Genomic DNA, 345 nt, shown 5'->3' with positions numbered 1-345 from the left:
AGCATCTGGATGCGCCGATCAATATCGAGCTGCATACGCGCATCCAGGAACGCTTGCCGGTGCACAGCGTGGACATCACATCACGCATGCTGCCGGAGCGCCCGCAGGCGGGCTTGAATCCCTATCCGTCCATCGGTGCGTTGATGTGCCATCTGCTGCTACACGCGGCCGGTGGCATCTGCCATCGCAGCATCCGGCTGATGCATCTGCACGATCTTGCGTTGCTGGCCACACGCATGGGGCAGCGCGATTGGGACCAATTATGGGAAGAGGCGAGCGTGTCGCCGTGGTGGGCATTGCCGCCGCTGCTACTGCTGCAACGCTACTGTCCGGCGTTACGTAACC

1 pseudogene is annotated in these 345 nt (G+C 62.0%); it reads left to right on the top strand.

What is annotated here, in order from left to right:
• Positions 1-345: pseudogene (locus FFY45_RS20955) on the top strand (nucleotidyltransferase family protein); the annotation flags it as partial.

It is taken from the genome of Xanthomonas hortorum (assembly GCF_011305375.1).
Taxonomy (GTDB): domain Bacteria; phylum Pseudomonadota; class Gammaproteobacteria; order Xanthomonadales; family Xanthomonadaceae; genus Xanthomonas; species Xanthomonas hortorum_E.
Note: the sequence above shows the minus strand (reverse complement) of the source record. Positions and strands in the feature narration are given on the sequence as shown.